Annotated in this window: 12 protein-coding genes; 5 read left to right on the top strand and 7 right to left on the bottom strand. The window is 53.6% G+C overall.

The window, feature by feature from the left end; translation table 11 throughout:
• Positions 1 to 34: 34 nt before the first annotated feature.
• From nadR to serB, 3 genes are read right to left on the bottom strand one after another with little or no spacing between them, the layout of a single operon-like run.
• A complete protein-coding gene (gene nadR, locus EQY_RS0118425) occupies positions 35 to 1267 on the bottom strand; it encodes a multifunctional transcriptional regulator/nicotinamide-nucleotide adenylyltransferase/ribosylnicotinamide kinase NadR (protein WP_000093820.1) in 1233 nt (410 codons plus the stop codon).
• Between the two features lie 20 nt (positions 1268 to 1287).
• Positions 1288 to 2670: a DNA repair protein RadA gene (radA, locus tag EQY_RS0118420; RefSeq protein ID WP_001029698.1), complete on the bottom strand. Its 1383-nt coding sequence runs from the start codon at positions 2668 to 2670 to the stop codon at positions 1288 to 1290.
• 48 nt (positions 2671 to 2718) lie between these two features.
• Positions 2719 to 3687: a phosphoserine phosphatase gene (gene serB / locus EQY_RS0118415; RefSeq protein ID WP_001132952.1), complete on the bottom strand. Its 969-nt coding sequence runs from the start codon at positions 3685 to 3687 to the stop codon at positions 2719 to 2721.
• 105 nt (positions 3688 to 3792) lie between these two features.
• Here serB and EQY_RS25970 point away from each other — a divergent pair, with 105 nt between their 5' ends.
• Genes EQY_RS25970 through EQY_RS0118400 form a run of 3 tightly spaced genes read left to right on the top strand, consistent with a single transcriptional unit; the run spans position 3793 to position 5776 of the window.
• Positions 3793 to 4437, top strand: a complete 645-nt coding sequence (locus EQY_RS25970; RefSeq protein ID WP_000124613.1) for a YtjB family periplasmic protein — start codon at positions 3793 to 3795, stop codon at positions 4435 to 4437.
• Positions 4438 to 4464: 27 nt separating this feature from the next.
• A complete protein-coding gene (gene lplA / locus EQY_RS25965; protein ID WP_000105850.1) occupies positions 4465 to 5481 on the top strand; it encodes a lipoate--protein ligase in 1017 nt (338 codons plus the stop codon).
• A 31-nt stretch (positions 5482 to 5512) separates the two neighbouring features.
• Complete coding sequence (locus tag EQY_RS0118400) at positions 5513 to 5776, top strand: helix-turn-helix domain-containing protein (RefSeq protein ID WP_000999212.1); 264 nt, start codon at positions 5513 to 5515, stop codon at positions 5774 to 5776.
• A gap of 148 nt (positions 5777 to 5924) precedes the next feature.
• Here the strand turns inward: EQY_RS0118400 and deoD are convergent, their stop codons facing one another.
• The 4 genes from deoD to deoC form a co-directional block, all read right to left on the bottom strand.
• Complete coding sequence (gene deoD, locus EQY_RS0118395) at positions 5925 to 6644, bottom strand: purine-nucleoside phosphorylase (RefSeq protein ID WP_000224878.1); 720 nt, start codon at positions 6642 to 6644, stop codon at positions 5925 to 5927.
• Between the two features lie 79 nt (positions 6645 to 6723).
• Complete coding sequence (deoB, locus tag EQY_RS0118390; protein ID WP_000816471.1) at positions 6724 to 7947, bottom strand: phosphopentomutase; 1224 nt, start codon at positions 7945 to 7947, stop codon at positions 6724 to 6726.
• A gap of 51 nt (positions 7948 to 7998) precedes the next feature.
• Positions 7999 to 9321, bottom strand: coding sequence for a thymidine phosphorylase (gene deoA, locus EQY_RS0118385; RefSeq protein ID WP_000477816.1), 1323 nt, complete (start codon positions 9319 to 9321; stop codon positions 7999 to 8001).
• Between the two features lie 239 nt (positions 9322 to 9560).
• Positions 9561 to 10340: a deoxyribose-phosphate aldolase gene (deoC, locus tag EQY_RS0118380; protein ID WP_001298497.1), complete on the bottom strand. Its 780-nt coding sequence runs from the start codon at positions 10338 to 10340 to the stop codon at positions 9561 to 9563.
• A 257-nt stretch (positions 10341 to 10597) separates the two neighbouring features.
• Between deoC and EQY_RS0118370 the strand changes: the two genes are divergently transcribed.
• Both EQY_RS0118370 and EQY_RS0118365 read left to right on the top strand, forming a co-directional pair.
• Positions 10598 to 12148 (top strand): YjjI family glycine radical enzyme, encoded by a 1551-nt coding sequence (locus EQY_RS0118370; RefSeq protein ID WP_001143201.1) that lies wholly within the window; start codon positions 10598 to 10600, stop codon positions 12146 to 12148.
• Positions 12120 to 12983 carry a YjjW family glycine radical enzyme activase gene (locus EQY_RS0118365; RefSeq protein ID WP_001088440.1) on the top strand — a complete coding sequence of 288 codons (864 nt, stop codon included), beginning with the start codon at positions 12120 to 12122 and terminating at the stop codon, positions 12981 to 12983. Before EQY_RS0118370 ends, EQY_RS0118365 begins: the two co-directional genes overlap by 29 nt.
• Positions 12984 to 13052: the final 69 nt, after the last annotated feature.

Genomic DNA, 13052 nt, shown 5'->3' with positions numbered 1-13052 from the left:
TAAGACGCGTCAGCGTCGCATCAGGCATTGGGTCTTAACCCTGCTCCCCCATCATCTCCCGCACCAGCTCCACGCAGCGCAGGAAACGGCTGTCGTAATCGTCCTCTTCAACCCGCACAAATTCGATATTGTTCTCTTCCAGCATCTCCACCAGCAGATTCTGGAACTCTTTACGATCCACCGAACTACCGAGGCTGCGTAAACCATCCGCCACCCACGGCGTGTTGTTCTCCAGCAGGATCACCAGATCGAAACGGTATTCATCAATCAGCGCCTGCACGAACGGATGCTCACGCCCTTCGTACTTTTTGCAGAACGCTTGGGTGGTCACGAAATCGGTGTCGATAAACGCCACTTTATTGGCATATTTAACTGCAAAATCAATATATTGTGCGTGACCCAGCGCGATTTTATCGTAGTCGGAATACTGCAACGCGATCTCATCGCCACCGAGGTGCGAAAAGACATAATCACGACCAAACTCCCACGCACTGGTGGTGTTGAAGATATTGGCGAGTTTGTTTACCAGGGTAGATTTACCGCTCGACTCGCCGCCGAGGATCGCCACGGTGCGCACAAAGAACGGTTTCACTTCGGTGGGAATATATTCCCAGTAGCGGAACGGGTTTTCGCGGATCTGCGCTCCGCTGATACTCATAAAAGTGCGTTTCGGATCGACAAGCACCGTTTCGATCCCCAGATGCTCCAGGTACTGTGGTGCGTCGGTCTCTTCCGAGGTGTAGATCAGATCCGGCTGAATGCCTTTTTCAGCCATAAACTTTTTGATGCCGTTGCTCCACACATCCCAACCGTGCGGATACGGCTCCATGCCCTCTTCGTTGAAGGCATGAATGCGGATATTTTTCTGATATTTAAAGGTTTGCAATAACCAGCGCAGACGATCCGGCACCGTTGGCTGCTGCGACATGGCGCTGTCTTCAAATAACGCGCGGTCGCGAGTATCGTCAAAGCCCATAATGATATGCAGCTCGTCAACCTGGCTACAGGCGCGCTGGATAAGGTAGATATGTCCGGTATGCAGCGGGTAGAACTTACCGAATACCACACCAATGGTTTTCTTCTGTCGGGGAAACTCAAGCCCCAAAAAACGGTGCAACGCCTCCAGCTTTTGTGCGCTGGGGCTTTTGATTTTGGCATTCAGTAACTGGCTTAAATACCCTTTGGTCATACCGCTGGCATCAGCAACCTGCTGTAACGTGCAGCCTTGTTGCTTAATAGCGGTTTTCAGGTAATCAAATGACGACATATCTCCCTCCGTATCTCTCATTATAAGTCGTCGAACACGCTAAGCGCGTCGGAGAGTTTCTTAACGCCAAAAATCTGCATCCCTTCCGGCGCTTTTTTCGGCACGTTGGCTGCCGGAACAATCGCCCGGCGAAAACCGTGTTTCGCCGCTTCAGAGATTCGTTCCTGACCGCTGGGCACCGGGCGGATCTCCCCTGCCAGCCCCACTTCGCCAAACACCACCAGATCCTGCGGCAGCGGCCTGTCGCGCAGGCTGGAAACCATCGCCAGCAGTAACGCTAAATCGGCACTGGTTTCGGTCACCTTCACACCGCCGACCACGTTAACAAAGACATCCTGATCGGCCATTTGCAGACCGCCGTGACGGTGCAGCACCGCCAGCAGGATCGCCAGACGGTTTTGTTCCAGCCCGACCGCCACGCGGCGCGGATTCGCCATCATCGAATGATCGACCAGCGCCTGAATCTCCACCAGCAGCGGGCGCGTCCCTTCCCATACCACCATCACTGAACTGCCAGAGGTCACTTCATCGCCACGGCTTAAGAAGATTGCCGAAGGATTGCTGACTTCACGCAGCCCCTGTTCGGTCATCGCAAAGACGCCCAGCTCATTCACCGCGCCGAAGCGGTTTTTATGGCTGCGTAAGGTGCGAAAACGGGAGTCGGCATCGCCATCCAAAAGCACCGAACAGTCGATACAGTGTTCCAGCACTTTCGGGCCAGCCAGCGAGCCATCTTTGGTTACGTGCCCAACCATGACAATCGCCACGCCGCGCGTTTTGGCGAAGCGCGTCAGATAAGCCGCCGTTTCACGCACCTGCGCCACGCTGCCAGGCGATGACTGAACATCCGCCATATGCATCACCTGGATCGAGTCAATTACCATCAGCTTCGGTTGCTCTTCTTCGGCAATCAGGCAGATCTGCTCGATGCTGGTTTCCGACAACATATTGAGATTGTCAGTCGGCAGGCCGAGACGATGAGCGCGCATTGCCACCTGTTGCAGCGACTCTTCGCCAGTGACATACAGCGTTTTCATCTGCTGCGCCAGTTTGCACAGCGTTTGCAGCAGCAGCGTGGATTTACCGGCACCAGGGTTACCGCCAATCAGAATGGCGCTTCCCGGCACCACCCCGCCGCCTAATACGCGGTCGAACTCTTTAAATCCGGTAGAAAAACGCGGCAATTCCTCAAGGCTGATATCGGAGAGTTTCTGGACTTTCGCCACTCCGGCGCTACCGGCATAGCCACTGAGACGCTCGTTACGCGCCACCGTTGGCGACGCAGCAAGACGCACCTCGGTGATGGTGTTCCAGGCATGACAGGCGCTGCACTGCCCTTGCCAGCGCGGATAATCTGCCCCGCATTCATTACAAACAAAGGCGCGTTTTGGAGCTTTTGCCACGGTGTACCTCGTTAATGCTGTGCCGCCCGCAGGATGACGGGCGTGCAATTACTTCTGATTCAGGCTGCCGGAGAGGATGCAGAACACCCCCATCAGGTCAGCGTGACGGATGGTGACTTCCGTCTTTTCATTCACTTTTGGCTTGGCATGGTAGGCAATCCCCAGCCCTGCCGCTTTGATCATCGGCAGGTCGTTGGCACCATCGCCAATCGCCACGGTCTGCGCCAGCGGGATTTCATACTCCTGTGCCAGTCGGGTCAGGGTATTAGCTTTGTACTGCGCGTCTACGATGTCGCCGATCACATTGCCGGTAAATTTACCGTCCATGATCTCCAGTTCATTAGCTACCACGGCGGTCAGGCGCAGCTTGTCGCGCAGGTATTCGGCAAAGAAGGTGAAGCCGCCGGAGGCAATCGCCACTTTCCAGCCCAGCGTTTCCAGTTTGAGTACCAGCTGCGTTAAGCCTGGCATCAACGGCAGATTTTCACGTACCTGAAGCAAAATGTTCGCGTCAGCGCCTTTCAGCGTCGCCACGCGACTGCGCAGGCTGGCGGTAAAATCAAGTTCTCCACGCATCGCCCGTTCTGTCACTTCCGCCACCATCTCGCCCGTTCCGGCCAGTTTGGCAATTTCATCAATACATTCAATCTGGATGGCGGTGGAATCCATGTCCATCACCAGCAAACCCGGCGTGCGCAGGTGCGGGATTTTCCCCAGCGGCGCGACATCCAGCTGCGCTTCGTGGGCCAGGCGTGTAGCCCGTGCGGTGAGTGAACCTGCCAGACGAATCACCTGATAATCTTCCACGCACCAGGCGGCAACAATCACCATCGCCGCACCCAGTTTGCTCTGGTATTGGGTCAGACGTTGTTTATCCAGCCCACGACCATACAGCAGCCAGCCGCTACGACCTGCGTGGTAATCCAGTGGCATCACTTCATCACCACTTAATGAAAGAGGCAGACCCGGCCATAAAGAGACATCTTCAGGCAGGTCGCACCAGGTAATGTTAGGCATTAAGGCTCCTGTAAAATCGTTCGAAGCAGGGAAAATAACGCATGAGGCTACCTTGTATCCATTGCTTCTGGCAACATTAAGTCTCAAATTTTCAAAGGGTGGAAGATGGCTCGCACAAAACTGAAATTCCGGCTGCATCGGGCAGTGATTGTCCTGTTCTGCCTCGCCTTGTTAGTGGCGCTGATGCAGGGGGCGTCATGGTTTAGTCAAAACCACCAGCGACAGCGTAATCCACAGCTGGAAGAACTGGCCCGCACCCTGGCGCGTCAGGTGACGCTGAACGTTGCACCGCTGATGCGTACCGACTCACCGGATGAAAAACGCATTCAGGCGATCCTCGATCAGTTAACGGATGAAAGCCGCATCCTCGACGCGGGTGTGTATGACGAACAAGGCGATCTTATCGCACGTTCTGGCGAAAGCGTCGAAGTGCGCGACCGGCTGGCGCTCGACGGTAAAAAAGCAGGCGGCTATTTTAACCAGCAGATTGTCGAGCCAATTGCGGGTAAAAACGGCCCGCTCGGCTATCTGCGCCTGACACTCGACACCCATACGCTCGCCACCGAAGCCCAACAGGTGGATAACACCACTAACATTTTACGCCTGATGTTGCTGCTCTCACTGGCAATCGGCGTAGTGCTGACCCGCACGTTGTTGCAGGGTAAGCGCACCCGCTGGCAGCAATCTCCCTTCCTGTTAACCGCCAGCAAACCGGTGCCGGAAGAGGAAGAAGGCGAGAAAAAAGAGTGACCCATTACTACAAGAAAGGAAATCGTTATGTCCACATTACGCCTGCTCATCTCTGACTCTTACGACCCGTGGTTTAACCTGGCGGTGGAGGAATGTATTTTTCGCCAGATGCCCGCCACGCAGCGCGTTCTGTTTCTCTGGCGCAATGCCGACACCGTGGTGATTGGTCGTGCACAGAACCCGTGGAAAGAGTGTAATACCCGGCGGATGGAAGAAGATAACGTCCGACTGGCGCGGCGCAGTAGCGGTGGCGGCGCGGTGTTCCACGATCTCGGCAATACCTGTTTTACCTTTATGGCTGGCAAGCCGGAGTACGATAAAACCATCTCCACATCAATTGTGCTCAATGCGCTGAACGCGCTCGGCGTCAGCGCCGAAGCGTCTGGACGTAACGATCTGGTGGTGAAAACCGCCGAAGGCGACCGCAAAGTCTCAGGCTCGGCCTATCGCGAAACCAAAGATCGTGGCTTCCACCACGGCACCTTGCTGCTTAATGCCGACCTTAGCCGCCTGGCAAACTATCTCAATCCGGATAAAAAGAAACTGGCGGCGAAAGGCATTACCTCAGTGCGTTCCCGCGTGACCAACCTCACCGAGCTGCTGCCGGGGATCACCCATGAGCAGGTTTGCGAGGCCATAACCGAGGCCTTTTTCGCCCATTATGGCGAGCGCGTGGAAGCGGAAATCATCTCCCCGGACAAAACGCCAGACTTGCCGAACTTCGCCGAAACCTTTGCCCGTCAGAGTAGCTGGGAGTGGAACTTCGGTCAGGCTCCGGCGTTCTCGCATCTGCTGGATGAACGCTTTACCTGGGGCGGCGTAGAACTGCATTTCGACGTTGAAAAAGGCCATATCACCCGCGCCCAGGTGTTTACCGACAGCCTCAACCCCGCGCCGCTGGAAGCCCTCGCCGGGCGACTGCAAGGCTGCCTGTACCGCGCGGATATGCTGCAACAAGAGTGCGAAGCTCTGTTGGTCGACTTCCCTGAACAGGAAAAAGAGCTACGGGAATTGTCAGCGTGGATGGCTGGGGCTGTGCGGTAACTTGCTGAGTAAAATACCAAAGGAAGCGAATATGAACGATATGGAAAAGCAGAAACGGGAGATTATCAACTTAATGTTCAGCCAGCGTATTTCCTGGCTAGCCGCTGTGCGTATCATGCATAAATTATCGCTTGCTGAATTAAGTAAAATGTTAGGTATCTCGATTAACTCTCTAAAACGGATAGAAAAGACGGAGCGGCTTAGCTCAAACATCAAAAACAAAATGGCAGGAATTTATGGTTGTCCACCAGAGTTGCTGATATGCCCTTCATGGATGACGGCTGAACATACATGAATAGATACTTGAATGGATTTTATTTTCTATCCACATGAAAAATAATAGTAAATCTATAAATCAGTCGCTATTAATGAATAGATACTAAAAAGCCGGAGCAGTCTCCCGCTCCGGCTTAACACGACAATCGCCTTTCAGCGAAAAACAATTACTCTTTATCGCCCAGCAGAACGGATTCCAGTGCGATTTTGATCATGTCGTTAAAGGTGGTCTGACGCTCTTCAGCAGTGGTCTGCTCGTGAGTGCGGATGTGGTCAGACACGGTGCAAATAGCCAGGGCTTTCGCGCCAAATTCTGCTGCTACGCCGTAGATACCAGCCGCTTCCATTTCTACGCCAAGGATGCCGTATTTTTCCATCACGTCGAACATTTCGCCGTCCGGAGAGTAGAACAGGTCAGCGGAGAACAGGTTACCAACGCGCGCATCCACGCCCAGAGCTTTAGCCGCGTCTACCGCGTTACGCACCATGTCAAAGTCAGCGATAGCGGCAAAGTCATGGTCTTTAAAACGGATGCGGTTAACTTTGGAATCGGTGCAGGCACCCATACCGATAACGACGTCGCGCAGTTTTACGTGTGGCAGAACAGCGCCACAGGAGCCTACGCGGATAATTTTCTTCACGCCGAAATCGGTGATCAGTTCTTTGGTGTAGATGGAGCAGGACGGGATACCCATACCGTGACCCATTACGGAAATTTTGCGGCCTTTGTAAGTACCGGTGAAGCCCAGCATACCGCGAACGTTGTTCACTTCACGGGCATCTTCAAGGAAAGTTTCAGCAATATACTTCGCACGCAGCGGGTCGCCTGGCATCAAAACTACGTCAGCGAAATCGCCCATTTCTGCATTAATGTGTGGGGTAGCCATTGTTTTATCCTTATCAACATGTTTTCACCCTCTCCCTGTGGGAGAGGGCCGGGGTGAGGGCATCAAGCCGCACCCATTATCAGAACATGGCTTTGCCATATTCCATATCAGAAGTACCAAAATATTTTGCCAGAGTCTGGCCGATATCCGCGAAGGTTTCACGGTGACCCAATGAACCCGGTTTTACTTTCGGGCCGTAAACCAGTACCGGAATGTGTTCACGCGTGTGGTCAGTACCGGTCCAAGTCGGATCACAACCGTGGTCAGCAGTGAGGATCAGGATGTCGTCATCGCGCAGCAAAGACATCAGCTCCGGCAGACGGCGGTCGAACAGTTCCAGACCCGCAGCATAACCTGCGACGTCGCGACGGTGACCCCAGGAAGAGTCGAAGTCAACAAAGTTAGTGAAGACGATGGTGTTATCACCCGCTTCTTTCATCTCTTTGATGGTGGCGTCAAACAGCGCGTCCAGGCCGGTCGCTTTCACTTTCTTGGTGATACCGCAGTTGGCGTAGATGTCTGCAATTTTACCGACAGAAACCACCTGACCGTGTTTTTCATCAACCAGTTTCTGCAGCACGGTTGGTGCTGGCGGCTCAACAGCCAGATCGTGACGGTTGCCGGTACGCTGGAAGTTACCGGCTTTGTCGCCGATAAACGGACGGGCGATAACGCGACCGATGTTGTAGCCGCCGTTGGTCAGCTCTTCACGGGCGATTTCGCACAGTTCGTAAAGTTTATCCAGGCCAAAGGTTTCTTCATGGCAGGCAATCTGGAACACGGAGTCAGCGGAGGTATAGAAAATCGGCTTGCCGGTTTTCATGTGCTCTTCGCCCAGTTGATCCAGGATGACCGTACCGGAAGAGTGGCAGTTACCCAGGTAACCCGGCAGATTAGCGCGTTCGACCAGTTTATCCAGCAGTTCTTGCGGGAAGCTGTTTTCATGATCGGAGAAGTATCCCCACTCAAACAGAACCGGTACACCGGCGATTTCCCAGTGACCAGACGGGGTATCTTTACCGGATGACATTTCGTGCGCCCATGCGTACGCGCCGATAACTTCAGCGTTGCCGTCCATTCCTGCCGGAATGAAACCGGTAGAACCTTCGTGTGCTTTCGCCAGCCCCAGACGGGTCAGATTTGGCAGATTCAGTGGCCCTTTACGACCATTATCAGCTTCGCCTTTAGCACAAGCTTCTGCGATATGACCCAGGGTGTCAGCCCCGACGTCACCAAAGCGTTCTGCATCTTCTGTAGCGCCGATGCCGAATGAGTCCAGCACCATAATAAATGCACGTTTCATATGTTCTCCGTACTCAGTGCTTCAAATTTAAATGATCAGATCAGTATACAATTATTCACTGATACGACGATAGACGGTTGGTGTGCTTTCTGGTGCTTTATCGGCAAGTTTAATTGCCGCTTTCACCGCTTTCGCCGCTTCCTGCCAGCTGTTTTCGTCTTTCGCGTGGACAACTGCCAGCGGACGCTGACCGTCTACCTGGTCGCCCAGACGCGCCATATCAGTAAAGCCGACGCTGTAATCGATGGTGTCAGATGCCTGACGGCGACCGCCGCCCATTGCAACCACTGCCATCCCCAGCGCGCGGGTATCCATTTCACTGACAAAACCTTCGGTATCAGCATAGACTGCTTTCGTCAGCATCGCTGTCGGCAGATACTTCGCGTAGTTCTCAACGAAGTCGGTTGGGCCTTTTTGTGCCGCCACCATACGACCAAAGACTTCTGCCGCTTTACCGTTGTCCAGCACCGCCTGCAATTTCGCGCGCGCTTCAGCGTCATCTTTCGCCAGTTTGCCGGAGATAAGCATCTCCACGCACAGTGCCATTGTGACATCAAACAGACGCGGGTTACGGTATTCACCAGTCAGGAACTGCACCGCTTCACGCACTTCAACCGCGTTACCGGCACTGGAGGCCAACACCTGATTCATGTCGGTGAGCAGCGCAGTGGTGCGCACGCCAGCGCCATTTGCCACGCCAACAATCGCTTCGGCAAGGGCTTCAGAGAGTTCGTAGGTCGGCATAAACGCGCCGCTACCGACTTTCACGTCCATCACCAACGCATCCAGCCCTTCCGCCAGTTTCTTAGCCAGAATAGAGGCAGTGATCAGCGGGATGGAGTCCACGGTTGCGGTGATATCACGGGTTGCGTAGAAACGTTTATCCGCCGGAGCCAGTGAGCTGGTCTGGCCGATAATCGCCACGCCGACGTCTTTAATAATTTCGCGGAAACGGTTGTCATCCGGGAAGATATCGAAACCAGGGATTGATTCCAGTTTGTCGAGCGTACCGCCAGTATGACCGAGGCCGCGACCGGAGATCATTGGAATGTAACCACCGCAGGCAGCGACCATTGGCCCTAACATCAGCGAAGTCACATCGCCGACGCCGCCGGTGGAGTGTTTATCAACAATCGGGCCATTCAGATGCAGGCTTTTCCAGTCGAGAACGGTTCCTGAATCTCGCATCGCCATCGTCAGCGAGACACGCTCCGGCATTGTCATATCGTGGAAGAAAATGGTCATCGCGAGGGCGGCAATTTGCCCTTCGGAGATAGTATTGTCGCGAATGCCGTTGATAAAGAAACGAATTTCTTCATCGCTCAGCGCATGACCATCACGTTTTTTACGAATAATTTCTTGTGCGAGAAACAAGGTAACCTCCCGTGGAATAAGTTTGAAGGCGTTGTTGCCAGATGGCGGATGTTGTTATTGCCTGATGCTGACCGCTTCTTATCATGCCTACACGGCACTCGCCCCGTAGGCCGGATAAGGCGTTCGCGCCGCATCCGGCATCACTGCTGACAGCCTGATGCAACGCTGATGCGTCTTATCAGGCCTACAGGGGCACCCGACCCGTAGCATCCGGCATCCGCCCTCTGGCAAAAGGCAGCTTAGTAGCTGCTGGCGCTCTTACCGTCGCCGTGGCCCAGAGCTTTCAGCAGGCTTGCCAGCAGGCTGGAAGCGCCAAAGCGATAGTGGCGTGCATCTGCCCAGTCAGCACCGAACAGTTCATCTGCAATCGCGAGATATTTCTGAGCATCTTCCGCAGTACGCACGCCACCCGCCGGTTTGAAACCAACGGTTTTTTCTACGCCCATGTCGCGGATGACTTCCATCATGATGCGCGCGCTTTCAGGCGTCGCATTCACCGCGACTTTACCGGTAGAGGTTTTGATAAAGTCAGCGCCCGCTTTGATGGAGATTTCAGATGCTTTGCGGATCAGGGCTTCGTCTTTCAGTTCACCGGTTTCGATGATCACTTTCAGCAGCACATTCGCCGCTGCACAAGCCTCTTTACAGGCTTTCACCAGGTCAAAACCAACCTGCTCGTTACCCGCCATCAGCGCACGGTACGGGAACACCACGTCAACTTCATCGGCACCGTAGGCGATTGCCGCACGGGTTTCTGCCAGTGCGATGTCAATGTCATCGTTACCGTGTGGGAAGTTAGTTACCGTAGCAATACGGATTTCCGGGGTGCCCTGCTCTTTCAGAGTCTTGCGAGCAATCGGGATAAAGCGAGGATAGATACAGATAGCGGCGGTATTGCCGACCGGAGTTTTAGCCTGATGACACAGGGCGATCACTTTCTCGTCAGTGTCGTCGTCATTCAGAGTGGTCAGGTCCATCAATTTCAGTGCACGCAGGCTGCTTGCTTTCAGATCAGTCATTTCATTCTCCTGGCTTGTCGCCAATAAAATTCACCTTGCGAGTTTGTTAGTATTCTAACATCGACTCCGCAACACACTTCGATATACATCACAATTAAGAAAATCTACTTACAAATTTGCATTATGGTAATGCGATCTGGATCAAATAATTCACTTTCAAATGAATGCGCCAGTGGTGGCAAACGCATCAGGATCAAAGTGAACATCACGAAACCTCTTACAATGGCGCATCACCTTCGGCATAAAAGGAAAAGAAGATGCCCACTTCTCATGAAATGGCACTGCAACAACGTTGCCAGCAAATTGTCACCAGTCCGGTACTTAGCCCGGAGCAGAAGCGCCATTTTCTGGCGCTGGAAGCAGAAAACAATCTGCCTTACCCACAGCTTCCTGCCGAAGCCCGCCGCGCGCTGGATGAAGGCGTAATCTGCGATATGTTTGAAGGTCATGCGCCGTACAAACCGCGCTATGTCTTACCCGATTACGCCCGTTTTCTGGCGAACGGTTCTGAATGGCTGGAGCTGGAAGGCGCGAAAGATCTTGATGATGCGCTCTCCCTGCTGACCATTCTTTATCACCATGTCCCGTCAGTCACATCAATGCCGGTCTACCTGGGGCAACTGGATGCGTTGTTGCAACCGTATGTTAAAATTCTAACACAAGACGAAATCGATATTCGAATAAAACGTTTCTGGCGTTATCTCGACAGAACCCTGCCAGACGCTTTTATGCATGCCAATATCGGCCCGTCCGATTCCCCCATCGCCCGTGCAATTTTACGCGCAGATGCTGAGCTGAAGCAGGTTTCTCCAAATCTGACCTTTATCTACGATCCTGAAATCACCCCTGATGATCTGCTGCTGGAAGTGGCAAAAAACATTTGTGAATGTAGCAAACCGCACATCGCCAACGGTCCGGTGCATGATAAAATTTTCACAAAAGGGGGCTACGGGATCGTGAGCTGTTACAACTCACTGCCGCTGGCTGGTGGTGGCAGCACGCTAGTACGCCTTAACCTGAAAGCCATTGCAGAGCGCAGTGAATCGCTGGATGACTTCTTTACGCGCACTCTACCGCACTACTGCCAGCAGCAGATCGCCATCATCGATGCGCGATGTGAATTTCTCTATCAACAATCACACTTCTTTGAGAATAGCTTCCTGGTCAAAGAAGGGTTGATTGATCCTGAACGTTTTGTGCCGATGTTTGGCATGTACGGGCTGGCGGAAGCGGTTAACTTGCTGTGCGAGAAAGAAGGGATTGCCGCGCGCTACGGTAAAGAAGCCGCCGCAAATGAAGTCGGTTATCGCATCAGCGTGCAACTGGCGGAGTTTGTCGCCAATACTCCCGTGAAATATGGCTGGCAAAAACGCGCCATGTTACACGCACAGTCGGGGATCAGTTCCGATATCGGCACCACGCCGGGGGCGCGATTGCCGTATGGCGATGAGCCAGATCCAATCACCCATCTGCAAACCGTCGCCCCGCATCATGCATATTATTACTCTGGGATCAGCGACATTCTGACGCTCGACGAAACCATCAAGCGTAATCCACAGGCGCTGGTACAGCTTTGCCTCGGTGCCTTTAAAGCCGGAATGCGTGAATTTACCGCCAATGTCAGCGGTAACGATCTGGTTCGCGTTACCGGTTATATGGTGCGTTTGTCGGATTTAGAAAAATATCGTGCCGAAGGTTCACGTACCAACACAACATGGCTGGGCGAAGAAGCTGCACGTAACACTCGTATTCTGGAACGCCAGCCGCGCGTGATAAGCCATGAACAGCAGATGCGCTTTAGTCAGTAAGATTATCCCCTTCTCCTGCGTTGACGGGCCAGGCAGTCGTCTGGCTCTGTTTTTACAAGGCTGCAATCTGCGCTGCAAAAACTGTCACAATCCGTGGACGATGGGACGCTGTAATAATTGCGCGGAATGCGTGCCACAGTGTCCGCATCAGGCGTTGCAGATTGTTGACAGCAAAGTGGTGTGGAACGTTGCAGTCTGCGAGCAGTGCGATACCTGCCTGAAGATGTGCCCGCAGAATGCCACGCCGATGGCGCAAACCATGAGCGTGGACGAGGTGCTTAGTCATATCCGCAAAGCGGTGTTGTTTATTGAAGGGATAACGGTGAGCGGTGGCGAAGCCACGACCCAACTGCCGTTTGTGGTGGCGCTGTTTACTGCTATCAAAAATGATCCACAATTGCGCCATCTCACCTGTCTGGTGGACAGCAACGGCATGTTGAGCGAAACCGGCTGGGAAAAATTGCTTCCGGTGTGCGACGGCGCAATGCTCGATCTCAAAGCGTGGGGGAGCGAATGTCATCAACAGTTAACCGGACGCGATAATCAACAGATTAAGCGCAGCATCAGTTTGCTTGCAGAGCGCGGCAAGCTGGCAGAACTGCGTTTACTGGTAATCCCCAATCAGGTGGATTATTTGCAACACATTGAAGAACTGGCGGCGTTTATCAAGGGACTTGGCGATGTTCCGGTACGCTTGAACGCGTTTCATGCCCACGGCGTATATGGCGAAGCGCAAAGCTGGGCGAGCGCCACACCGGAAGACGTTGAGCAGTTGGCTGGTGCGTTACGGGAGCGCGGGGTAAGTCGATTGATATTTCCGGCGCTGTATTTGTGACATGCCAGAGATGTCGCAAAACTCAACATCAAGCACAATCAGTCCCCTCGCCCCTCTGGGGAGAGGGTT

This window comes from Escherichia sp. TW14182 (assembly GCF_000208525.1).
In the GTDB taxonomy this organism is placed as follows: domain Bacteria; phylum Pseudomonadota; class Gammaproteobacteria; order Enterobacterales; family Enterobacteriaceae; genus Escherichia; species Escherichia ruysiae.
The sequence above is the reverse complement of the archived record's forward strand: the minus strand, read 5'-3'. Positions and strand labels throughout refer to the sequence as shown.

Bases quoted from the DNA above. Each gene is read 5' to 3' on its own strand.
- nadR (WP_000093820.1), bottom strand. From the start codon at position 1,267: ATGTCGTCATTTGATTACCTGAAAACCGCTATTAAGCAACAAGGCTGC.
- serB (WP_001132952.1), bottom strand. From the start codon at position 3,687: ATGCCTAACATTACCTGGTGCGACCTGCCTGAAGATGTCTCTTTATGG.
- EQY_RS25970 (WP_000124613.1), top strand. From the start codon at position 3,793: ATGGCTCGCACAAAACTGAAATTCCGGCTGCATCGGGCAGTGATTGTC.
- lplA (WP_000105850.1), top strand. From the start codon at position 4,465: ATGTCCACATTACGCCTGCTCATCTCTGACTCTTACGACCCGTGGTTT.
- EQY_RS0118400 (WP_000999212.1), top strand. From the start codon at position 5,513: ATGAACGATATGGAAAAGCAGAAACGGGAGATTATCAACTTAATGTTC.
- deoD (WP_000224878.1), bottom strand. From the start codon at position 6,644: ATGGCTACCCCACACATTAATGCAGAAATGGGCGATTTCGCTGACGTA.
- deoB (WP_000816471.1), bottom strand. From the start codon at position 7,947: ATGAAACGTGCATTTATTATGGTGCTGGACTCATTCGGCATCGGCGCT.
- deoC (WP_001298497.1), bottom strand. From the start codon at position 10,340: ATGACTGATCTGAAAGCAAGCAGCCTGCGTGCACTGAAATTGATGGAC.
- EQY_RS0118370 (WP_001143201.1), top strand. From the start codon at position 10,598: ATGCCCACTTCTCATGAAATGGCACTGCAACAACGTTGCCAGCAAATT.
- EQY_RS0118365 (WP_001088440.1), top strand. From the start codon at position 12,120: ATGAACAGCAGATGCGCTTTAGTCAGTAAGATTATCCCCTTCTCCTGC.